This window comes from Nitrosomonas sp. Nm33 (assembly GCF_900107265.1).
Taxonomy (GTDB): domain Bacteria; phylum Pseudomonadota; class Gammaproteobacteria; order Burkholderiales; family Nitrosomonadaceae; genus Nitrosomonas.
In genome coordinates this window covers 72,879-95,730 of the sequence record NZ_FNPJ01000002.1, presented here as the reverse complement: position 1 = coordinate 95,730, position 22,852 = coordinate 72,879, and the positions used below count along the sequence as shown (strand labels likewise).

Below are 22,852 nucleotides of genomic sequence, written 5' to 3'. Positions count from 1 at the left end.
ACCTCATCGTTTGATGCTAATTGGACACAAATGACCATTCTCCCTGCAAGAATCAAATCCCGCTCGTTTTATCCAATATGTTTGATGCGCCCAGTTGATGTTCGGGTAAGTCAGCGATCATGACATCGGCAGTAAGGATCAGACTAGCAATCGAAGCGGCATTCTGTAAGGCACAACGTGTCACCTTGGTGGGATCGAGAATTCCCATTTCCAGGAGATCACCATATACCTCGGCTGCGGCGTTATAGCCAAAGTTACCGGTATTTTCCAATACCTTGGCAAGCACGATTGATGGCTCACCTCCCGCATTGGTGACGATTTGCCGTAAAGGTTCCTCTAAAGCCCGCACTACAATCCGGATACCGGCATCCTGTTCATGGTTGCTGCCCTTCAGTACACCGATGGCCGTTCTGGCCCGTAATAATGCGACACCGCCACCCGGCACGATGCCCTCTTCCACAGCAGCGCGGGTCGCACGCATCGCGTCTTCAATCCGGCTCCTTTTCTCTTTCATCTCTGTTTCGGTAGCGGCACCAACTTTGATGACTGCCACCCCGCCAGCGAGCTTGGCAGCACGCTCCTGTAGTTTTTCCTTGTCGTAACCGCTTGAAGCTGTTTCAATCTGTTTGCGGATTTCTTTGACACGGCTCTGGATCTTTTTGATCTCTCCTGCCCCGCCAACGAGAGTCGTATTTTCCTTATCCACTTCAACACGTTTTGTCTGACCGAGATCATTCAGCGTAATCTTCTGGAGGGAAAAACCGGTTTCTTCGGCGATCACGGCACCACCAGTGAGAATAGCAATATCTTCCAGCACAGCCTTGCGTCGGTCACCAAATCCTGGCGATTTAACGGCTATGGATTTAAGAATGCCGCGGATGTTATTGATCACCAGCGTCGCCAGTGCTTCTCCCTCAACATCCTCTGCAATGATAAGTAACGGCCGATTAGCCTTGGAGACTTGCTCCAGCAACGGTAATAGATCATGGATATTGCTGATCTTCTTTTCAGACAGAAGGATATAGGGATCATTCAGTTCCGCCGTTTGCTTGTCCGGGTTGTTGATAAAGTAGGGAGACAGGTAACCACGGTCAAACTGCATTCCCTCTACTATCTCCAACTCGTTCTCCAGGCTCTGGCCATCTTCGATCATAATGACACCTTCCTTGCCTACTTTCTCTATGGCTTCAGCAATGATCTCGCCCACCACGGTATCGGCATTGGCGGAAATAGCACCCACCTGAGCAATCTCTTTCCGGGATATGCAGGGTCTGGATACTTCCTTGAGCGCCTCCACTATAGCCGCAACCGCTATGTCAATGCCGCGCTTCAAATCCATAGGATTCATTCCTGCTGCAACAAACTTCATTCCCTCGCGGACAATCGCCTGCGCCAGTATTGTCGCGGTGGTGGTGCCATCTCCTGCCACATTGGATGTCTTGCTGGCAACCTCTCTCACCATCAGCGCGCCCATGTTTTCGAATTTATCTTCAAGCTCGATTTCCTTCGCCACCACAACACCAGAATTAGCGACCAAGGGTGGACCATAAGCACGTTCGAGAATGACATTGCGGCCTCTCGGGCCAAGTGTGACCTTGACGGCATTGGCTAGAATATTTACCCCCCTGAGAATCTTGGTGTAAACAGCATCATGAAACAGGATTTGCTTTGCTGGCATTGGAGCCTCCTGAATGAACGCTTTGTAATCTTGGCAGGAAAATTTCCTTAATTACATGATCTCAAGCTGCTTGATAGCTTTCACATGTTTTTTTGGCATTGTCAATCTTAGTACACCATTTTCATACTTGGCTTGAGCTTTGTTCACATCTATTTCCGCGTCCAGCCTGATAGAACGGGAGATAGATTCCAGAGAACGTTCTCTAGAAACGATTCTTTCACCCTCTTTTTGTTCCACCCCTTTCTTTTTCTCGACACTGATGGAAACACGGTTACTTTCTAAATCAACTTTTATGTCCTCTTTATTTACACCGGGAATATCTGCAAGAATAATATACGCAGTATCACTTTCTGATAAATCGACTTTTATCACGGGTATTTCTCCTATACGACGTATGCCTAAATTACAGAGCCAATCTTCAACAGTAGCAAGGAGATCAGATGGAGTAACAATACCAGGCTGAATTGAAGATGGTTGCGTAGTATTTGATTCACTAGAAGAAGGTGTAGATGCTTGTCCGGTACTTGTTTCACTATGCAGAAATGAAGGTGATTGCGGGACATTTTTCATGATAGTTCTCCTTATCTAAAGCAGCGAAATTTCTTGAAAACTTGGTCAACCAGTTTCCAGAACTCTAGCGACTGGTGAAACCTGCATAACTCAATCGCTGTCCTATCAGTTAGCAGCGTAATCTTGACTGAGTCCCTTGTTATCTACTTTCTCTCTCACCTGCTTCATACGATATGCACTGCATGGTGATAGATGCAAGAAAGATCAATAACCTACGGAGTAATTTATCCTAGGCTATCAATAAGAAAAAATAAATAAGTAGAAGCACGTATTTCTGATTAAAAAATACTGAAACTTCTTTTCATTTCAATTTATCGTTAATACATGAGACTTTAATAATTCTGTCATTTGTTTGTCATCATCAGCTGTTAGCGTTCCGACAGCAATTTCCTGGAATCAACATACCAAATCTTCAATGCAACATAGTATCCATCATGCGAAGCAATTAAACCTAGATTCCTCAGTTGGGCAGGATGGAGTGTGTGATTTTGCGAGTGCAGGGCAAGGCGCAACGATGCGGAATGGTCGTTCCATTCCAAAGAGTTGCAACGCAGCCATGCGCTTGCAAAATTGCGCAATCCGTCCTGCAGCGGAAACACCCAGAGGGTGAAAATGAAATATATAGGAAAAATTATTATATTCATAGTGTTAACATCAGAACGAGCGATCAACTGAGGAATCTAGGTTAAAATATTTGCCATGCTCAATCTGACAAAATGGGAATAATTCTTATCAATGGTTTAAACGGAATAAGATCTCGCCATGATTGATTCACTCATTAACTTATTAAAAAACTAAACTAACAAAGTTTTTAACTCATTAGATCATTATTAATTTTTCGTGAAAAATGAAAGCTCATTTCAGCAAAAGGGAACATGATTAACATTCCCTCACCCCAAAAAGTATTGATTATTTTCAATCCTATCTCTAGTGCGGGAAATACAGAATCGTTAGCCCATGAATATGGGGAATTCCTTGCTAATCATGGGATTGCTGTGGAAGTTAGCGAGTCAAAGAAAAAAATGAAATCTTACAAGCTTCTCGAGACAGACATCACAGGACATGATCTTTTAGTGGTGATCGGGGGGGATGGAACAGTTAGAAAACTCCTTCCTTTGCTTAGTAAAACAGATACTCCCGTTTACATGGTTCCCGGTGGAAACGAATCCTTATTTGCCCGTTCCTATGGAATGAGTGCAAACACAGAGGATTTGCTTCAAGCTATTACCAATGGAAGATGCCTGGAGCAATTTTATGGTCTGATCAGCGGTAACGGGATTCAGGGAGAAAAACCATTCTTTATTATGGCCTCGATGGGTTTTGATTCGCTCACAGTCAAGCAGATTGGCAAACGAATAGGGCCGATCAATGATTCGACGTACGTTCGGTGTGGATTTAATGCCTTAGTTTCTTTGCACCATCCTACCGTGACAGCTTATATCGATGGACAAACTGTCATTGATCGCAAATCAGGCTATGTCATTGTGGCTAATAGCTCAGCTTATGCAAGAAATTTACAACTTGTTCCTACTGCTAACCCATCAGTAAAAAAGCTTGTCCTTGGTTTTTTACCTGGGGCAAAGCATCAACATGAATTGATCAAAGCATTGAGAATGCTTCAACACAAACCTGCAGGGCTTCCCCTGCAGTATTTTTCAGGAGAGAGTATATCGCTTACATTACACGATCCATCTTATCCTCTGCAGGTAGACGGTGATTATTTTCGTAACCGCGATATTGAAGCAGGAAGCACAATAAAATTCAGTATCAGTCAAAAACCAATCAGAGTATTGATTTAAGCAGCTCTGCTTCCATGCGCTTAGCCAGCCTGTTAGGGGCAAGCAATCAGAATAGACTTAATATTCCCAAGAGAGAAACAACCTCCTTTTCATCAAATCCTTACCTTCCCTTATCTTCCCCTTACTTTCCCCTTATCTTTCCTTGTAATGGCTTCCTTGCACCAAAATCTTGATTAACCCGGATATTTCAACGGTACAAATTGGGCTTGCGTAAATTTGTCCAGAAGCGCTTGTTCATTAGCGTTTACTTTATGGTACAGGTCCGCCTGGTGAAATATCCGGGTTAACTACCTTACCTTAACTACCTTACCCTTAGATAGCCGTATCATAATAATCAATCGCTTATTCAAATGGTTTCCATTTGAAATTAAACCTGGATTCCTCGGTTGGGCAGGATGGAGTGTGTGATTTTGCGAGTGCAGGGCGCAACGATGCGGAATGGTCGTTCCATTCCAAAGAGTTGCAACGCAGCCATGCGCTTGCAAAATTGCGCAATCCGTCCTGTAGCGGAAACACCCACAGGGTGAAAATCAAATATGTAGGAAAAATTATTATATTCATAATGTTAACATCAGAACGAGCGATCAACTGAGGAATCCAGGTTTAATAATCATGGAAGCTGAGTTAGAAATTGACTGAAATTAATCAACTCGTCATATGAATTTCATAAAAGCGACATAATAAATTCATGAAATTCCTAAAGAATGCTAGGTAATTAGTGCGCTAAAACCCAATAACCTAACATTGAAGAGGAGTCAAACATGAATACGTCACTTAATATCCAGCCATATATTTCCCCACAGAAACCACTTCAAGCTCCCAAGTCTGCTTTGCTCATTCCTACTGATAGAGTGAAGAAATCAAATATCGTGATCACATGGGCAAAACGTCAAAGTGAAATTCGTGAAGCACAAAAACTGCGATATGAAGTTTTTGCTGATGAAATGGGTGCAATTCTTCCAACCTATATTCCTGGTTTTGATATAGATGATTTTGATGATTATTGTGAGCACTTACTAGTGCGAGATCGTGAAACTTGGCAAGTAATTGGAACTTGCCGTGTGTTGACGCCGGGACAAGCCCAGCTTGCAGGAAGAACATACATCGAAGGTGAATTTGATCTATCTTCTTTGCAATCGTTGCGAGAGCATATGGTTGAATTAGGCCGAAGTTGTGTGCACAAAAACTATCGTAATGGAGTTGTTATTAAAGCATTATTGAAAGCATTGATAAACTTTATGGTGCTTAAGAAGTTAAGCTATCTGATAGGTTGCGTTAGCATACCGATGAATATGAGCTCTAGTGGCAATAAGCGTATATGTTCGGGGGATGCTGCTGCAAGTATTTGGCGCCAAGTTCGGGATAAGTATATGGTGGATACTCACTATCAAGTTAGACCACGTTTTCCTCTGCCAGTTGATTGCTTAGATCAAACTTTAAAAATTAATCCCCCTTCCCTGCTTAAAGGTTATTTACGCCTGGGGGCAAAAATATTGGGAGGGCCTGCATGGGATCCTAACTTTAATACTGCTGATTTGCCCATGCTATTGCAAATTAAAGATCTACCAAACCGCTACTGCAAATATTTTCTGGGGTAATCATGAATAAGCTCAATGATTATTTATATGCTAATCCTGCTTTAAAAGCTTCAATTTTAAAAAACGAAGATTCCTCAGAAATAAATACTAAGCTAAGAGTTCGTACGGTTTTTATTTCTGATATCCATCTCGGTACTCCAGGTTGTCAGGCACAAGCCTTATTGGATTTTCTAAGAGCTTATCCAAGCGAACAGCTTTATCTGGTAGGAGATATTATCGATGGTTGGCAGTTACGCACACGTTGGCATTGGCCACAGGCTCACAATGATGTCATACAAAAGTTACTACGTCGTGTCCGAAAAGGTTGCAAGGTAGTGTACGTGCCAGGTAATCACGATGAATTTGCTCGTCAGTTTTTAGGTCACTCTTTTGGTGGTATAGAAGTAGTAGAGGAAGTTATCTATGAGACCGTTGACGGTCGTAAATTCTGGATAATGCATGGCGATTATTTTGATGGAGTAATACAGTGTGCTAAATGGCTTGCTTATGTCGGTGATAATCTTTACGAATTTACCTTAAAGCTTAATCGTTATTTGAGCTCGCTCCGTGCTCGATTAGGTTTACCTTATTGGTCACTCTCCCGATATCTCAAGCACAAAGTCAAAACAGCAGTTAGCTATGTAACTTCTTTTGAGCAAGCCGTTGCTACGGAAACACGTCGTCGTGGACTCGATGGTGTCATCTGTGGACATATACATCACGCAGAGATACGCGATATCGATGGTATTACATACTGTAACGATGGAGACTGGGTCGAGAGTCTTTCTGCATTAGTAGAACACTTCGATGGACGAATCGAGCTGATTCATTGGCCTCAGTGTCAACTAGAGCTGGAAAATCAATGTTCGACCAGGGTGGATGATGCGTTGGTTGCTGATAATATACCTGCTACGGCAAGAGTCGAAAAAAAAGACGAGGCACTGGCATGAGACTTGCTTTAATAACTGATGCATGGCACCCCCAAGTTAATGGTGTTGTAACTACTCTGGTAGAGTTGGTTAAAGAACTCAAAAAACTCAATCATTATGTAGAAATCATTCACCCAAATCTTTTCAGTACTCGTCCTTGTCCGGGTTATCCAGGAATTGATCTGGCTATTCGCCCTAAAAAGCAAATGTCACAAATTCTGGAGGCACTTGATCCTGACGCCATCCATATTGCTACTGAAGGTCCGCTGGGTTGGGCAGCTCGTTCCTTATGCTTGCAATCTGGCTGGTCTTTTACCTCTGCATTTCACACAAAATTTCCAGAGATCTTTAATGCATCGGTCAAAGTTCCTGTTTCTTGGGGATATGCCCTGCTTAAACATTTTCACCAACCTTCATCAGGTGTGATGGTTCCTACACAATCTGTTTTATCTGGTTTGCAAAAGCGAGGCTTCCAGAATCTCAGACCTTGGACGCATGGAGTGGATACTGATCTTTTTAGGTATCATGATCAACCTGTTTTTTTCCCAACTTTAGGTACTTTACCAAGACCTGTCGCATTATTTGTGGGTCGTATTTCATATGAAAAAAATATTGAAGCATTCCTGGAAATGGATTTTCCAGGAAGTAAGATAGTTTGCGGTGTAGGACCATTGGAGAAGCAGCTCAGGCAACGCTTTCCTGAGGTATATTGGTTGGGAATATTGCCACGCGATGAATTGGTTATGTTATATGCCAGCGCTGATGTTTTTGTATTTCCCAGTAAAGCGGACACCTTTGGGTTGGTTTTACTTGAGGCGATGGCAACAGGCACACCCGTAGCTTGTTATCCTGTTGATGGTCCGTTAGAGGTCATTGGTAATAGTGGAGGAGGGATCATGTCAAATGATCTGGAAGATGCTGTTTTAAAAGCCCTTAAAATTTCTCGGCAGGAAGCACGAGCAAGAGCTGAAGCCTTTAGTTGGTATGCAGCTGCGAAGAATTTTGTTGATTATTTACAACCTATTCGGTAGTAGGTAAGTGCAAGAATTTTTACGTTGAACCTTATCAAAAAAGAAAGCTGCGTTACCACAGCTTTCTTTTTATCGCGCGACCAGACATCTCAACAAAATAGAGCTTCCCAAAAAAAGGAAGTTTTGCAAAGGCCTCTGAATAGTTACGATTAAAAAAATCTGAAGGTCATATGCCATGAAAATCAGCATACCTCTTTCGCTATCCAGTGGATTATCACAGAACCCTCAATCTGTGACCAAAGCAACGATGAATTAATAAAACTTTAATTTATCGTTAATGAAAGCGTAATGTTCTTAAATCAGAATTCGCAGCGGCCAGATGAATTTAATCAGGTGCTTTCTAATTTATCCGACAAAATTTAATTTATTCTGCTAGGAATACAGTTATGAAAAATAAATCCTCTTTTATATTTGTGGTCGCTGCTTTGGTTGCCGGTTCTTCAATGAATACTGTTGCCGAAGGTGTTACCGGACCTTCTAGCTCTGCCTCCCCTTATCTGACACCCTTAACCAGCGGTGTAGAATTTTCTTCTATTCTGACGGTGGGCGACAGCGTCAAGCTCAAGCATAAAGGCAACGAGACCTATCGCATGGTCGGCATTCCGGATGGATTGGGTGCCTACGACAATGGCGACGGCACCATCACCGTGCTGATGAATCATGAATTGCGCAACACAGCCGGGGTGGTACGCAACCATGGCAGCAAAGGCGCGTTCGTGTCCAAGTGGCAAATCCGAAAGAGAGATCTCAAAGTACTTAATGGCGAAGATTTGATCGAGAAACTTGAACTGATTGATCCAGACCAGACTGCCATCAGCCGTCTATGCTCCGCCGATCTGCCAATGCCAAGTGCTTTTTTCAACAGCAACACCGGAAAAGGCTTTAGCGAGGGGCGCATCTTCATGAGTGGCGAAGAAGTTGATGCTGCAGGCCGTGCCTTTGCTCATATAGCGGAAGGCCGTCAGCATGGCACCTCTTATGAATTGCCCGCTTTGGGTAAAGCGGCTTGGGAAAACGTGGTGGCCAGCCCCTATGAGCAGGATAAAACCATTGTTGCCGGATTGGATGACGGCAACCGTCTCGCCAGCAAGATCTACTTCTATGTCGGTAATAAGCAAGAGAGCGGTAATCCGGTTGAAATGGCCGGTTTGACCAACGGTATCAGCTATCAGCTTCTGATTGGTTCTCATGTGACCGAGGCTACCATCCCGAATGGCCATACTGATCAATTTAGCTTGGTCGCATCCGGCGGTACCGGCACCGGTCTCAATCGCGTCGAAGACGGTGCATGGGACACAAAAAATCCAAATCGTTTCTATTTTGTAACCACTGACCAGTTTGATGGTAATAGCCGTCTGTGGAGCGCTACATTCCAAGACATCACTAAACCAGAATTAGGCGGTGAAATCAAGGTGCTGATCGACGGAGCCGTGAGTGGTCCACAAATGATGGATAACATGACGGTCGATGGTGCCGGCAATGTCTGGATTCAGGAAGACGTTGGCAATCAGGTTCACCTCGGCAAAATCTGGAAATTCGAGCCGACTACCGGTAACCTGACAACCATTGCTCAACATGACGCTGAGCGCTTCATCTCTGGCGCTTCAGCCGACATCGATGGTTCGGGCAATAAGCAATCTGACGAAGAGTCCTCCGGCATCATAGAAGTTACCGAGATGTTCAACGGCGTTGCTGGCTACGACACAGAGAATAGCCGTTACTTCCTGTTCGATGTGCAAGCACACTACAGTACCGTCAATGGCGTCGCACTCGATCCGGAACTGGTAGAGGGTGGTCAACTATTGATGATGAAAGCGCCCAAGTAAAAGATGGCAGCCATGTCAGGAAGGCTGTTCCCTGACATGGTATCTTATAGAATCCAATATTTCATAAAATATGAATATTAAATGAGAGGTAAAGATCGAGAGTTATCAAAAAGAAATCAATAAATTCCCGCCCCTGAAAAAACCATCATGATTCTGATAAATATTGCCATTGAAGGATACGGAATTTTCAGAAATCAATCTCCAAGCCTGCCAGTAAATTGATCTGGCACCAGAAAACAGTGCAGTCCGTCTTATCCATCAACAAGCACTCACGAATAAGTTAGCGGCGCAAACAGTCGATTTCCAGATGGAAACGCTCAATCTGGCTGCACAAGCCGCAATTGAAGAATGGCAGCAACTTGTGCAAGAAACTGGCAAGAAAAAGCAAAGCTGAATCAAGCATCATTTTGTTGGAAGAAAACCATTAATACTATATCTTTGTAGGTGGGCAAATGCTGAATTTACTGCTGACCCTGAGCGTCGCCTATGTGATGTTCTATAAAGTGTTTCCAGAAATTACGGCAAGAATTTGATTTATTTTCGTTTTCTTAGGAAATAATATGAAAAAATACTTATTTGCTTTGCTGTTCTTATTTCTGTCTGCAGCCAGCGTCATCGCTACAGAAAATATCGCACCTGAAGAAGTAATTGGGGCGGTTACCGTGGACACAGTGACCGCCAAGCGGCTATATGATCAAGGCTATATTTTTATCGATGTGCGTAAATTGGAATATTTCAATTATGAACATATCCGAGGGGCCAAGCATCTGGATGTCAATAGTGAGCTTTTCACTCCCGGCGATTTGAATGTCTTTGCCAATAAGGATCAACCGATCGTTTTCTATTGTAATGGAGCTCATTGCCTGGGCAGCTCCAGAGCCAGCAAAAAAGCAGTAGAATGGGGATGGCATAAAATCCATTATTATCGGGAAGGACTCCCGAAATGGAAAGAAGCTGGCTATCCTACCGCATCTTTCGAATTGAATTGATTTAGTATCACGTAACCTGGCTTCGATCTGGATAAGAAGAATTTGTTACGCCTACCCCTTGAGCAGCCCTGGCAGAGAACTGCTCAATTGACGGTTGAGTTGGCTACTTTGACGTTTGCTGGAGTGCTTGTTCGATCGTTGCCACGATTTCCGGATCAAACGGTTTCGTATGAGGACTAAATTGCTTAATCAGCTTGCCATCCCGGCCAATCAAAAATTTATGAAAATTCCAGGTGGGATAGGTACCTGAAACTTCCGCCAGTTGCTGAAAGAATGGATGAGCCTCTGCTTTCTTTACCGTTGTTTTCTCAAACATGGGAAATTTCACGCCATAAGTTAACCGGCAAAAATCCTGTATTTCCTCTTCTGTACCAGGCTCCTGTTCCATAAAATCATTAGATGGGAAGCCAAGCACAGCAAACCCCTGTTTCTCATACGTTTCGTGCAATTTCTCCAAACCATCGTATTGAGGCGTATAACCACATTTACTGGCAGTATTCACCACGAGCAGTACCTTACCGGAATAGGCATTACACAGATTCACCACCTCAGTGCCTGCCAGTTTTCTAAAATTCTGATCGAGTAAGCTATCCCGACAGCTGAAAACAGGTTGAACAAAAAAAATTAACATGAACAGCAGAACAATACGCATGGGTTTCTCCTTTTGTTAACAGTCAATCCACAAGGGAAGATCTGAATAAGCTCAGCATGACGCACTCCTCACCACAAATGATTGCGATCCTCATCCCTATCTTTCAGCGGGCCCAAACCGCCTGCGCTCTGTCTTAGGGTGTTGGGTAAGCTGGCAAGCAAGTCGGTAAGTACGAAGTGCTTTTTGCGCATACCCCAGCACACTGTCATGAGGATAGTAAATCACCTCGTTCAGATTGTCTTCAGCGGTAATACCAGCCGGAAAATCAGTCAGCAACTCAATGCCTTCACTCATATATTCTGCAGTATAAATATGAAATAAGCCATGAGAAACTGCTTCGATCACATGATGTGACAGCATGAGATGCCTGCGGTTGCGATGGGGAATCAATACGCCATGCGTGCCATCCAAGCCCGCTTTCTCACAAACATTAAAAAAACCTTCTATCTTTTCATTAATGCCCCCTACCGGCAGGACTTCACCATACTGATTAATTGCACCTGTCACTGCAATTCCCTGTCTAAGTGGCACCCCCGATAATGCAGAAAGCAAGGCGTATAATTCTGCACACGAGGCAGAATCTCCTTCAATGCCATTGTATTCCTGTTCAAACACGATGGAAGCATTGAGTGCAAGCGGTGCGATATGAGCAAACAAAGCTGATAGGTAATTCTGCAATATAAACATGCCTTTGTCGTGGATCGGTCCGGAAAGCCCTACCTCGCGCTCAATATTCAGCACCCCATTTTCACCTGCAAACGTATGTGCGGTGATGCGCACCGGCGCGCCAAAACAGTGATCACCCAAATCTATTTGCGTCAGCCCATTAATCTGCCCAACCTTTTCTCCTTTGATTACAATCGAGACATCACCATCTGCGATCGATTCCTGCAAGCATTGATCCGGATAATTATGACGATGGATGCGCGCCTGCAATGCATTTTCAACATCGGCCACATCAACCAGGCAGCCGGTATGGACTTTGCACTGGGCTGCGCTCTCTAATACCAGTGTTTCAGTACGGCTGAAAATGGCACTCTGACGGGATTGATCGTTAGCCGCCCGATGACAATCCTCCAGCAAACGCGCAGCAGCAGCTGCGGTAAAATGGGGCAAACCCGCTTCATGACAGGCGTGTGCTACAAAAATGGAGGAAGCATGACGACTTTGCTCATTGGATACAAAGCTATCGGCAAAATCAACCTTGACGCGGAAACGCCTGGCAAGTTCTGGATTCTCTTCCTGTAAGAGATAGTATTGTTCCCGCGAACCGATCAAAATGATCTTAACCCGAATCCGTACTGCTTCCGGTTCAAGCGAAACAGCTGGAATCTGGGTCAAGGCCGTTCCAGGTTCCTCAATCTGCAACAGATTACTGCGCAGCAGGCGGCATAATTTCTCCCATAGCAGGCTATCCACTAATAAGTCATCAAGATGGAGCATGAGAAAGCCGCCATGTGCCTTGAGCAGACTACCAGCACGGATACGCGTAAAATCTGTCTCCAGCACCCCTTCCACTGATTGGTACTCGATACTGCCAAACATTGATCGAATAGATGGACTTTCTTCAATAATGACCGGTGCACCCTTCAAATCATGATTATCTACTGCCAGATTAATCTGATAGCGCGCCAATAAGGATTTGATCTCCTCCTTGCGTTTTTCTTCGTCTGAAACGGAGATTCTGAACAATGCAATATTGTTAAGAATATCCTCTTCCATCTTTGCCAGATAATGATTGAATTTGTTCCCATCCTCTGCAGATAATTTCAGCGCACCGGGGATTGCCTTTAATTCGCTTTCCAACAGAAATTTAACCTTATTGCGCTCTAACGTCATCAGAGCTTCATCTTTTATCCGCTCCAGTGGGCGCACCTTCTCAAAATAGCGTGCGATCTCAGCTTGCAAAGCCTGCTCGGCTTGCTCAATTTCGGCTCTTCGCTCCTTAGGTAGCGCTAGTACTTCTGGCTCAGTTAAAATTTTTCCTGATTTATCCAGCAGTGTAAAAACCATACGGCCAGCTTCCCGTTGAATGGCGAAATGGCGCTTCTCAGCAAACACGTCAAGCTCTGCAAAGGCTTTGGCCTCTTCCAGTTTAAAATTTTTTTCAATCCACTTACTTTCCGCTTTGAAATCAGGTTCCTCAAGACAACGGGGTATTTCTGCTTGCAAATATTTTGCTAGCTCTGTCAGCTTTTGACGTAACAGACGTCCCTGTCCTGCTGGTAGACGCAAGGCAAGTGGCTTTTCTGGCACTTCAAAGTGATGCAGAAAGCACAAATCAGGTGGAACAGGCTTGTTCAGGGCCACTTTCGCCATCGCCTGCCGTAGCAATGAAGATCGCCCGCTACCTACTTCCCCAAGCACAAACAAATTATAGTCAGGCTGTTCCATTTCCAGTCCGAAGTAAGCGGCCTTCTCGGCACGCTCCTGCCCGATCCAGGAAAGTGGCTGACCGACCAGTTCTGAAGTATCGGTAAATCCAAGTGAATCAGGATCAATCGTCAGGCGAAGCTCGTGCGGAGTCAGTTCAATAATTAGCATTTATCAGTATTTCTATTGTTGGAAAAAAATATAGAATTGTAACCGTTTAACCTGGATTCCTCAGTTGGGCGGGATGGAGTGTGTGGTTTTGCGAGTCCAGGGCAAGGCGCAACGATGCGGAATGGTGGCTCCATTCCAAGGAGTTGCAACGCAGCCATGTGCTTGCAAAATCGCGCAATCCGTCCCGAAGCGGAAACACCCAGAAGGTGAGAATGAAATTTATAGGAATGGTTATTATATTCATAATGTTAACATCAAAATGAGCGATCAACTGAGGAATCCAGGTTTAATCACTGTTCCTAACAGGAACAAAGGTGACAACAACGATATCAATAACGCGTTGTGCTATTTCGGGTTTTGCATGGATCACACTGAGTGCATTGGTAATTCATTGATCTTCTCGATTACTTTTTAATAAATGGCTTAAAGTATTGAGTCTTGATAATACCTGGCCAAAGGTTATTATTGCCATCAAGAAAAACCAGTTTCATTTCACAAAGATGATGCAGGTCACGCTGGCGTGTCTTGTCGCTCAGCTTCAAATAAAGGCTGGTGTACCACGGTATTTGACGAATTTCCTCAAGTGTCATTGAGCGCCCTCTCCCCAACAGCTGAGAAACAATGGTGTATTGACGAACATTGATTCGTTTCTCCTCAAGCATCCGGCGAAGTTTACTTTCAAACAACAACAGTGCTGTGATCTGGTTTACCCGGTCTTGCAAGGTGTTGATCGTCTGGCGCATGCCTTCCACATGAAACTCGACAAATGCGTGATTAGGCCACGACTGCTTTTTCTCCGCAGCCTTACGGCAGGTATTAAACAACGTGAAATAGCTATCGATATTGGCGAGATAATAGCGCGCCAAGGCAAAGGACGCATAGCGATAACCAGCAGCCTGCAGAAGTGTTGCTTCGATCACCCGGCCCACACGGCCGTTACCATCCCAGAAAGGATGAATCTGCTCATAATAGAGATGTACCAGCGGTGCCCGGATCAACGCTGGAACAGCTGCTGCTTCCAGTACTGCATGCCAATCGATGAGTGCATCCAGCAGGCGATCAATATCCTTACCATACTGAGGTGGCTTGTAACGACCACCGTGCGCTTCGTCACCCACATAAGTAACATGATGCTTGAGATTATTGCGAAGCTTACCAGGTTGATTATTGGTATGAGGAATTTCCTGCGTAATGAGACGATGCACTTCGAGAATGAACTCCCGATTCAGCGACCAACCTGCGGTCCGAGCGGCCTGTTGCGATAAGTCATAAGCAATCTTGATATTCACTGCGCGCCGCTGTTCAATTTCCTTGACCAGATCTGGGTCAAGCATCAAAGTATCTGCAATTTCATCCTCACTCAGTTTGCCTCCTTCAATGGTATTGGTACCGAACACACTGCTGACCACCACTTCTCGCTCCAGCTGATTGGCAACTTGAGAAAAAGGCGAAGCAATAAAACGGTCATGCGCATCTTCAGCACGTTGAAGGGTTAGTTTGATCTGAGCAGCTTCAACCCCTATCTCGAAAACAAACGGACCGAAACGATCAGTGTCAATACGGCGCGTAAAACGTTCCAGATCTGAAGCCAAATCGATGTCAGGCATGATGTCCTATATTCGGTTACCGTAAAGAATCAGGCGCCAGAATCAGGGATGGTTTATTAAACCTGTGACGGATAGAGTTAATCGCTTTCAATATACTCGGTTGGCTAACAATTCTAGCTTCCAACTCACGTTTTTTGGGAAAATCCAGCAGAGAAATGCCAATCAGCATGGTCAACACCCCCTGCCCTGGCAAAAAAAGCATTATAAAACCAGCCAGTAGGAATACGCACCCGACCAGGTTTTTGATGATTAAGCCAATTACTCGTAATGCCGGATGATGGTTTTTCATCCAATGGCGTGGAATGCGCAGATCAAAATAATCCGCTGGTAAACGGACCAGAATAATTGGAATGGCAATCACGGAACCGATCAAGCCAATAACCGAAGCTATGGTGATACCGATCAGGATATCGACTGGAATCCATTGTTGAATTATTTCAAGTACTTCATTCATGACATGCACATTTTAGCATTCCTTCGGGCTGGAATTAAAGGGAGCCAGCAAACCGGGCAGCGTCATCCGTGAAGACGTGCTGCAGTACTCATTTCATTTCCAAATCAGACATAACGCAAAGGCAAGCTGCAGACAGTATAAATAATACGGCGGAGAAGCCGACAAAACCAGGTTTGTTTTAAAAATGGAATAACACCATTGTGTGTTGTAGTTGCGATCAAAACAAGTAGATTGTTCCCGGTAAACTCTTTATCGCTCGCGGTGAGCCTGTCGAACCGTTCGCAATGAAGCAGTAAGCTTGCCGAACCGTCGAACCGCTAAAAAACTGATATCGACCTTCGACCTAGATATCTACCTTTATTTCTTTAATAGTGACCGCTTCCAAAGCATCGAATTTGATGGGATTCATCATTTCTTCCAATAATTTCTTGATGTCTTCCAGATTCGCTTTAGATAGATTGATGTCTAATTCAACTGTTACTTCAATTTTCATTAATAGCTTCCTTTAACAATTTCTCTGCATCTGCAATGGTACTTTAAAGCTTTGATTAACTATATACCAGACACATCCTGCAGCAGTGTCATGCCTGAATCACTTCTTCATGAACAAAATGCAAGCGAATAACTTCTGGCGTTTCACCTTCATCAAAATGACAATGCCCAGCATCACACACCTGTTGATGCAGATCCATTACTTGGCAGACTGACTGGTTCTAGCCATCAGTCAAGCTTTTCGTCTTGAACTGTTAGCGGATCGCCGATGGCGTAGAAATGCCCTCCCGCAATATAGTGGAGGCTTCGCCATGCCGGATCGGCGTTCTCGAAGTTCCAATGGCCGTTCTTGAAAACACGGGTATCAGACCATGCCCCGACAACCTCGCCGATGAATAAGTCATAGATTTCCTGATTGTGACGCTCCGGGATAAGCTTGCAGGCGAGCCAGGCCGAGCATCCCGCGACGAACGGCAGATCGTAGCCATCAATACGGAAAAGTTTTACGTCGGACCGCTCCAGCTTGTTCGGTTCGTTGAATAGACTCCTGGTACCCGCCTCGTGTGTTAGCCGTAGCTGTGCCGCCGTAGGCACCTGGATAACGAAATAGCCACTCTTCTCGATGAGCACGCGCGTCTTTGCGGTCTTGTCCAGGACTACGGTCAACTTGGGCGGCGAGAAATCCAGCGCACATGCCCAAGCCGCCGCCATGACATTGTCCACACCATCATGACGGGCGGACACCAGCACTGTGGGACCGTGGTTGATCAGTCGGCAAGCCTTCTTCAGCTCGACCGGGAAAATATGATTATCCATTCAACCTGGATTCCTCAGTTGGACGGGATGGAGTGCGTAGTTTTGCGAGTGCAGGGCAAGGCGCAACGATGCGGAATGGTCGTTCCATTCCAAGGAGTTGCAACGCAGCCATGTGCTTGCAAAATTGCGCAATCCGTCCCGGGACGGAAACACCCAGAAGACAAGAATGAAATTTATATAAAAGATTATTATATTCATAATGTTAATACCAGAATGAGCGATCAGCTAAGGAGTCCAGGTTCAGACTCCTCGAATCAAAAAACCGCACAAAACAACGCACCCTGCCTCAGACCAGGCGATCGAATGCAACGACGTAAATCCCCTCCTCAGGGTTGGTCACGGCCTCGATTAAAGCGCGCGAGCAGCGGTGGTCGGCGCGCTCGCTGGGGTGTGGAATTTCACGACCTCGTCAAGATATACTTCAAGGATTCCAGACAATACCTCTGTGCCGTTAAACAAGCATTCTTTGATAGTCTCGCCTTCCGTAAACGCTTCTTCAATATCGACAAATTGCACAGCAAAGCCGGGGGGAATTGCAGGATAGAGCGTATTCATTTCAATTTCACCCTTGTTTGTTTCTCGATTGCTGATAACGTGTCTTTTTAATACCTCTAGAACCATAAACAGGAACACTCACAGAAATACCATCTTTATGCATGATGTGATAGCTGCCATTGATTCTATCGAGTCTTCAGTTTCCAGTTTTCTGATGATTTATTTTCCATTCATGTTTTAACATGATATACCGACATTGATATATTGTTTTCTAAGCTGCCTGTGCGGCAGCGAACGGAACACACGCCCCTAGTTCATCCCCACGCTCGTGGGGAACAATTCGAGACGGTCACCCCAACGACAGGTCCGACCGGTTCATCCCCACGCCTGTGGGGAACAGATGGTTTTACTCTGAGTAACGCTCGCACCAGTCCGGTTCATCCCCACACTCGTGGGGAACAGATAACCGTTCCGTTTGCGGCGGAATCAACCCAGCGGTTCATTCCCACGCTCGTGGGGAACAGCCATCAACCTGGCGCGTGCAGGCCATCGCGTGCGGTTCATCCCCACGCCCGTGGGGAACAGCGGTCAGGATTTTCCCTGGCCCATTTGGGGATCGGTTCATCCCCACGCCCGTGGGGAACAGTCGCGCCAGATAGCGCAGCCAGACAAACCCGGCGGTTCATCCCCACGCCCGTGGGGAACAGAAAGATGGAACCAACCCTTTGCCGGCGGGAAGCGGTTCATCCCCACGCCCGTGGGGAACAGATGTAGTAGGTGATTGACCAACTGGCATATCCTGGTTCATCCCCACGCCCGTGGGGAACAGTAGAATTGAAAAAAATATCAGGGACTCCGAGTCGGTTCATCCCCACGCCCGTGGGGAACAGTCCTAAACAGAGCGGCCGATTCCTCAGCATCCCGGTTCATCCCCACGCCCGTGGGGAACAGCCGCTCAGAACAAAACGGATTTAGAATGAATGCGGTTCATCCCCACGCCCGTGGGGAACAGTAATCTTTCTGGATCTGGCTATTCGATTACTGCGGTTCATCCCCACGCCCGTGGGGAACAGTGATTCGCTTTCTTGAGCCCGACTCGAAGCGCCGGTTCATCCCCACGCCCGTGGGGAACAGGGCAACTGAGCGGGGTCTCTTATCAGTCATTACGGTTCATCCCCACGCCCGTGGGGAACAGGTCTCAAGAGTGGCGTGACGCAACAGGGGATTCGGTTCATCCCCACGCCCGTGGGAAACAGTTGAAGCCTATCAGGTTCTATCGAATCAACGCCGGTTCATCCCCACGCCCGTGGGGAACAGTGTAGTTGTTGAAAAAATCGGGCAAATAGATGCGGTTCATCCCCACGCCCGTGGGGAACAGTAAGAGTTCTCGGCTAGATGCTGTAAAAAGACCGGTTCATCCCCACGCCCGTGGGGAACAGGTGCAATTCACGTTTTGTACGTGTAGTTCCGGTCGGTTCATCCCCACGCCCGTGGGGAACAGATTTCCCTCGAAGAACAGACGATTACTGCAAACGGTTCATCCCCACGCCCGTGGGGAACAGAGGTTTTCCTCGATCTTGCCAACCTGCAGATTCGGTTCATCCCCACGCCCGTGGGGAACAGGGCGAAACAAACCAGGAGATTATTTATCGCATTGGTTCATCCCCACGCCCGTGGGGAACAGGACAAACATTTAGAATCTTTCCGTAAGTTACACGGTTCATCCCCACGCCCGTGGGGAACAGATGGCACTCTCTAAATACTAGCACTATGTTTTCGGTTCATCCCCACGCCCGTGGGGAACAGTCATCAGAATGACGCCACAGGATATCCAATTTCGGTTCATCCCCACGCCCGTGGGGAACAGGGAGGAATCAAGAACTAATCTGCTGATCAGGGCGGTTCATCCCCACGCCCGTGGGGAACAGCACGCGCGTACTGAATTGGTCGGTGGACATGCCGGTTCATCCCCACGCCCGTGGGGAACAGCGATAACCTGCCTGGATACTTTTGCCAGCTCACGGTTCATCCCCACGCCCGTGGGGAACAGACAGCAAAACCAAGCTGTAAAGGAGGGGCAAACGGTTCATCCCCACGCCCGTGGGGAACAGGGACTATGGGCAAGGAGCTTACTAAATCACATCGGTTCATCCCCACGCCCGTGGGGAACAGAAATAGCAGCTAGCCAGGATAATCACTCGATCCGGTTCATCCCCACGCCCGTGGGGAACAGGCAAGTCTGTAAACCCGCATAACTAGCGCGACCGGTTCATCCCCACGCCCGTGGGGAACAGTTGTCCTATTGTTAATAGTAGCGGTAGTCATTCGGTTCATCCCCACGCCCGTGGGGAACAGGGTTATGACCACTGTTTTAAGTCAGGCATTGTCGGTTCATCCCCACGCCCGTGGGGAACAGACTTCCCCTATCCCGCTGATTTTTCAGCGGTAAAAAGGAAGGCAAAATTCTACCAAATTTTTAAGGAGCTTCTCCTGTTTCTTCAGGCAAAAAAGAAACCAACTTTGCACCATCTATTTCATTCGGTATCCTTCGATTAGCACCTAATGTCACAAAATCAAAGCCGGCTTCATTATTGGTACGCCATGCCATCACGGCATTGCCATCTTCAATTCCTTTTTCGACCTGACTCCAGATATAGTCACGTACTTTTGCTGAATAGTTTCCAACGTAAACACCTGCACGAATTTCCAGCAACCAAATAGCCAGTCGTCCACGCAAGCGGGGCGGAGCGTTTTCAAGCACGATGACCAGCATCGCCTAGACTCTCAGGATTTGGTATGGCTGGCTGCACAGCGTTATCCGGCGCAGCAGGGGGTTGAATCTCACCAGCAGAAAGCATCTCCTCGATGCCTGGTATGATTTTTTCAAGCAATTTGCTTTCACGAAATACATCCCGACAGCCAAGCCTTACTTGCTGTTCTGGATTACTCGGGCGTTTTGCAGCAATTTTAAATGCAAGCGGAACAACAGTATTAAATTTATAGATATCAGCCACATCGTAAACAAAAGATAACGGCTTGCCGGTATGAATAAAACCCACCGCCGGAGCATAACCCGCTGCTAGTACAGCAGCTTCTGTTACACCATAAAGACAGGCAGTAGCCGCACTTAGGCAACGATTGGCAATATCTCCTTTGTCCCAATCATCTGTATCATAATTTCTGGCTTTCCATTCCACCCCATACTTTTTGGCAATCAGTTTATACGTTTCCCGCACCCGAGCACCTTCAATACCACGTAATTGTTCAACGCTACGCCGAGCGGGAGGTTCCTCTCCGAAACGCATCGCGTACATCTTACGTACCACTTTCAATCGCAACGTTTCATCCAAAGCCAATTTAGCCTGATACAACAACCGGTCTGAACGTGCACCTCCTGGCTGCCCTGAAGAATAAAGCCGCACTCCTGCCTCACCAATCCATACCAGAAGCGTACCTACACGTGCCGCAAGAGCAGCCGCCGCATGAGAAACCCGTGTACCCGGTTCCAGCATCAAGCAAACAATACCACCTATTGGAACATGTGTGCGCACGCCTGTTTTGTCAACTACAACAAAAGCCCCATCCAGTACATCAAGATGACCTTTCTCAATAAACAGGATAGACAGCCGTTCTTTTATTGCCAAGGGTTTGAGAGGAGGAAGTAGCTCTGACATGGCTATATTACTTTAGAGGATGCTGATTTTCTGGAACGGATGGCGCATCGTAATTGCAAGAGTATCAAAACCATCAGATCTAAACTCCTTAAATGAAGCAAGCGGGATATTCTCATTTGCAAGCAACAGCAAGAGCTCAAGGAACCATCTCTAACGGCAAAAATTCTTCATCTTTAATCAGCGCACCGGCAAAAGCATAAACTGCATGCAAATCATCCGCCGTCAACTGCAGATAGTTCTCAAGAATTTGTTCATCAGACCAACCCGCAGCCTTAAATCCTAAAAAAAACTCAACGGACAATCTCGCCCCTTTTACGACAGGTTTGCCGACGAGCACACTGGGACCGGTTACGATACAATCTTTACAGCTCATCTATTTCTCCTTAAATGCATATTCTAAATTTTTAAGGAATTTTGTAGTCTGCGTACTAACAACAAGCCACATCCAAAGGCTTTGGCCGGACCGATGCCATTTTCCATAAGTGTTATAAGAATATCCGGATTAAGCACACACATAACTCCTTCAAAGGTAGCTGTTACCAATTTGCCGCCTCGATTACCCTTGCGAAAATAAACAGGTGCATGGGGCAAAACATTGGCCGCTTCAATTTCGCCTGCACCAGCAAGTTTGCGCGCAATCCATTCGCGCTGGTCTTCTTCCTTGATTAATGGCACACGGCATTTCTCGGATTTTTTGCTCGACTTGGCATCGCGTTGCACATCGGTAATAGTCTTGACCGGGTTGGCGGTAAGAAGAAATGCCAGCTGCTGGCCTGCTATAGGCTGGGGTTGAATTTCTCGCGTACCGATTAACACAACACCAGATGCAGCTTCTGGCGCACGCCGTGATTGCACCAGCAAGCGCGCTGGGCGCCCCATCGGGTTGTCCTCGATACGAAACAGAAAACCCTGCCGCAATTCATCACCATTGCTGCGAGTTTCTTTTTCCTCACCGGGAAACAGTCGCCAAAGTTGACGGTGCAGATTATAAGAGTTGCGGGCAAATTCCCACGGGATTTCGACACGACTCAAGAACATGGCGTCTCCTTATGCACATACACTTGCCGGGTGCCAAACTGACGGTTGTGCCCATGCATTGGTACGTCACGAATACGCAGTGGCTGTGTGGATTCCAGATCACCCTCGGCATAAATCAGCCCACCAACAGGTAACACGCTTGCCAGCGCGGTCTTGGCATCGCTGGCTTCAATCGGCGCACCCTCCAACAAAGGCCGTGTTATAGGACAAGAACGCCGCCCCAGGACAGGCGTAAAACATGGACGACGTAGGGCTTCGGCAATCACTTCCAGCGTAACGGGCGCAACTGGTTTTGCGCCAACCGCTACGGTAAAAGCAGCATCAAACAAGTATTCACGCCGTGAAACCACAGGGTTTTTATTGACCGATCCATCCACTTTGCGTGCTGCAAGCACTGTGTGGAAATCAGGAAGCTTTATAGCAGCTTTCGCCATAGGTTGTTCAGCATTCGGACGTAACACCACACGATCCGCGCGTACTGTAAACTCAACACTGGCAGCAAGTTGTTCCAGTTCTGCGTGATTATGCCTGTCTATGCCCAGACAAGCCCCAAGTAAACCCAACAAACCGCTCCGGGTAGGAAACAGATTGGAGGGACGAAAATCCTCAAAGGTATGTGTTCCCCATGCCTGCATGGGGCCATCCAGCCGTAAAATAAGGTAGTGCGGCATGAGAGACTCC

21 protein-coding genes and 1 CRISPR repeat array are annotated in these 22,852 nt (G+C 46.3%); of the genes, 8 read left to right on the top strand and 13 right to left on the bottom strand.

Annotated elements, in window-relative coordinates; translation table 11 throughout:
* Positions 1–52: 52 nt before the first annotated feature.
* Entirely contained in the window at positions 53–1,678 is a 1,626-nt protein-coding gene (gene groL / locus BLV54_RS00950; RefSeq protein WP_090566433.1) for a chaperonin GroEL, read from the bottom strand.
* Between the two features lie 51 nt (positions 1,679–1,729).
* The gene (locus BLV54_RS00945; protein ID WP_090566430.1) at positions 1,730–2,248 is read right to left on the bottom strand and encodes an Hsp20/alpha crystallin family protein; all 519 of its coding nucleotides are present in this window, start codon (positions 2,246–2,248) and stop codon (positions 1,730–1,732) included.
* A 415-nt stretch (positions 2,249–2,663) separates the two neighbouring features.
* Between BLV54_RS00945 and BLV54_RS00940 the strand changes: the two genes are divergently transcribed.
* The 7 genes from BLV54_RS00940 (at position 2,664) to BLV54_RS00910 (ending at position 10,399) form a co-directional block, all read left to right on the top strand.
* The gene (locus BLV54_RS00940) at positions 2,664–2,858 is read left to right on the top strand and encodes a hypothetical protein (protein ID WP_090566427.1); all 195 of its coding nucleotides are present in this window, start codon (positions 2,664–2,666) and stop codon (positions 2,856–2,858) included.
* 265 nt (positions 2,859–3,123) lie between these two features.
* Positions 3,124–4,047 (top strand): diacylglycerol/lipid kinase family protein, encoded by a 924-nt coding sequence (locus tag BLV54_RS00935; RefSeq protein ID WP_090566422.1) that lies wholly within the window; start codon positions 3,124–3,126, stop codon positions 4,045–4,047.
* Positions 4,048–4,898: 851 nt separating this feature from the next.
* Positions 4,899–5,645, top strand: coding sequence for a GNAT family N-acetyltransferase (locus tag BLV54_RS00930; protein ID WP_218132282.1), 747 nt, complete (start codon positions 4,899–4,901; stop codon positions 5,643–5,645).
* Positions 5,646–5,647: 2 nt separating this feature from the next.
* On the top strand, positions 5,648–6,574 hold the full coding sequence (locus tag BLV54_RS00925) for a UDP-2,3-diacylglucosamine diphosphatase (protein WP_090566417.1): 927 nt from the start codon (positions 5,648–5,650) through the stop codon (positions 6,572–6,574).
* Positions 6,571–7,584 (top strand): glycosyltransferase family 4 protein, encoded by a 1,014-nt coding sequence (locus BLV54_RS00920; protein ID WP_090566414.1) that lies wholly within the window; start codon positions 6,571–6,573, stop codon positions 7,582–7,584. The genes BLV54_RS00925 and BLV54_RS00920 overlap by 4 nt, the downstream gene beginning before the upstream one ends.
* 386 nt (positions 7,585–7,970) lie before the next feature.
* Positions 7,971–9,410: an NHL repeat-containing protein gene (locus BLV54_RS00915; protein ID WP_090566411.1), complete on the top strand. Its 1,440-nt coding sequence runs from the start codon at positions 7,971–7,973 to the stop codon at positions 9,408–9,410.
* A 560-nt stretch (positions 9,411–9,970) separates the two neighbouring features.
* Positions 9,971–10,399, top strand: coding sequence for a rhodanese-like domain-containing protein (locus BLV54_RS00910; RefSeq protein ID WP_090566408.1), 429 nt, complete (start codon positions 9,971–9,973; stop codon positions 10,397–10,399).
* A 103-nt stretch (positions 10,400–10,502) separates the two neighbouring features.
* Here the strand turns inward: BLV54_RS00910 and BLV54_RS00905 are convergent, their stop codons facing one another.
* From BLV54_RS00905 to BLV54_RS00880, 6 genes are all read right to left on the bottom strand, one after another.
* Positions 10,503–11,051, bottom strand: coding sequence for a glutathione peroxidase (locus tag BLV54_RS00905; RefSeq protein ID WP_090566405.1), 549 nt, complete (start codon positions 11,049–11,051; stop codon positions 10,503–10,505).
* 96 nt (positions 11,052–11,147) lie between these two features.
* The gene (locus BLV54_RS00900; RefSeq protein ID WP_090566402.1) at positions 11,148–13,595 is read right to left on the bottom strand and encodes a Lon protease family protein; all 2,448 of its coding nucleotides are present in this window, start codon (positions 13,593–13,595) and stop codon (positions 11,148–11,150) included.
* A 404-nt stretch (positions 13,596–13,999) separates the two neighbouring features.
* A complete protein-coding gene (locus BLV54_RS00890; RefSeq protein ID WP_090566396.1) occupies positions 14,000–15,202 on the bottom strand; it encodes a Fic family protein in 1,203 nt (400 codons plus the stop codon).
* Positions 15,203–15,218: 16 nt separating this feature from the next.
* Entirely contained in the window at positions 15,219–15,656 is a 438-nt protein-coding gene (locus tag BLV54_RS00885; protein WP_090566393.1) for a PGPGW domain-containing protein, read from the bottom strand.
* A gap of 343 nt (positions 15,657–15,999) precedes the next feature.
* Positions 16,000–16,149, bottom strand: coding sequence for a hypothetical protein (locus tag BLV54_RS15905; RefSeq protein WP_176969631.1), 150 nt, complete (start codon positions 16,147–16,149; stop codon positions 16,000–16,002).
* 227 nt (positions 16,150–16,376) lie between these two features.
* Positions 16,377–16,964: a flavin reductase family protein gene (locus tag BLV54_RS00880; RefSeq protein WP_090566390.1), complete on the bottom strand. Its 588-nt coding sequence runs from the start codon at positions 16,962–16,964 to the stop codon at positions 16,377–16,379.
* Here BLV54_RS00880 and BLV54_RS16365 point away from each other — a divergent pair.
* Positions 16,953–17,570: a hypothetical protein gene (locus BLV54_RS16365; RefSeq protein ID WP_218132281.1), complete on the top strand. Its 618-nt coding sequence runs from the start codon at positions 16,953–16,955 to the stop codon at positions 17,568–17,570. The two genes, BLV54_RS00880 and BLV54_RS16365, sit on opposite strands and share 12 nt — an antisense overlap.
* A gap of 199 nt (positions 17,571–17,769) precedes the next feature.
* A CRISPR array of direct repeats spans positions 17,770–19,875; the repeat unit is 28 nt; unit sequence GGTTCATCCCCACGCCCGTGGGGAACAG.
* 60 nt (positions 19,876–19,935) lie between these two features.
* On the opposite strand, the gene cas2e is transcribed toward BLV54_RS16365, so the two are convergent.
* The 5 genes from cas2e to cas5e form a co-directional block, all read right to left on the bottom strand.
* A complete protein-coding gene (gene cas2e / locus BLV54_RS00870; protein ID WP_256329008.1) occupies positions 19,936–20,220 on the bottom strand; it encodes a type I-E CRISPR-associated endoribonuclease Cas2e in 285 nt (94 codons plus the stop codon).
* A complete protein-coding gene (cas1e, locus tag BLV54_RS00865) occupies positions 20,213–21,133 on the bottom strand; it encodes a type I-E CRISPR-associated endonuclease Cas1e (RefSeq protein WP_090566381.1) in 921 nt (306 codons plus the stop codon). Before cas1e ends, cas2e begins: the two co-directional genes overlap by 8 nt.
* 136 nt (positions 21,134–21,269) lie before the next feature.
* A complete protein-coding gene (locus tag BLV54_RS00860; protein ID WP_090566378.1) occupies positions 21,270–21,506 on the bottom strand; it encodes a DUF433 domain-containing protein in 237 nt (78 codons plus the stop codon).
* A 23-nt stretch (positions 21,507–21,529) separates the two neighbouring features.
* On the bottom strand, positions 21,530–22,171 hold the full coding sequence (cas6e, locus tag BLV54_RS00855; RefSeq protein WP_090566374.1) for a type I-E CRISPR-associated protein Cas6/Cse3/CasE: 642 nt from the start codon (positions 22,169–22,171) through the stop codon (positions 21,530–21,532).
* Positions 22,162–22,842: a type I-E CRISPR-associated protein Cas5/CasD gene (cas5e, locus tag BLV54_RS00850; protein ID WP_090566371.1), complete on the bottom strand. Its 681-nt coding sequence runs from the start codon at positions 22,840–22,842 to the stop codon at positions 22,162–22,164. The genes cas6e and cas5e overlap by 10 nt, the downstream gene beginning before the upstream one ends.
* Between the last annotated feature and the right edge of the window lie 10 nt (positions 22,843–22,852).